This window comes from Prevotella sp. AM23-5, from assembly GCF_003473645.1.
GTDB lineage: Bacteria > Bacteroidota > Bacteroidia > Bacteroidales > Bacteroidaceae > Prevotella > Prevotella copri_A.
Window position 1 is genome coordinate 372 of sequence record NZ_QUCG01000191.1, and the last position, 255, is coordinate 626.

At 33.3% G+C, this 255-nt stretch carries 1 protein-coding gene; it reads left to right on the top strand.

All coding sequences use genetic code 11. From position 1 onward, the window contains the following. Positions 1-44: 44 nt before the first annotated feature. Positions 45-255 (top strand): hypothetical protein (locus DW657_RS17525; RefSeq protein WP_147382007.1); only part of this gene is annotated, 211 nt, incomplete at its 3' end.

Sequence of the window (255 nt, forward strand, 5' to 3'; positions counted from 1 at the left end):
TGGATTCGCAAATATTAGAGCTTCACATAAAGAAGAATGATATAATGAACGACTTTCTAAGTTTGTTACCTTTTCAGAAAGGTGACAAGGTGAAAGATAAAGATGGCAATATCTTTATCATAGAACGTCTAAAAGATGCCATATCTCTTGGCAAGAATGAAATCAAGGTTCATTTTCTTATCCGAAAAATAAAGAAAAACGGAGAACCTTATCAATACGCAAACCAAGCTTGGGGAATTGATTATTTTTCCCTTG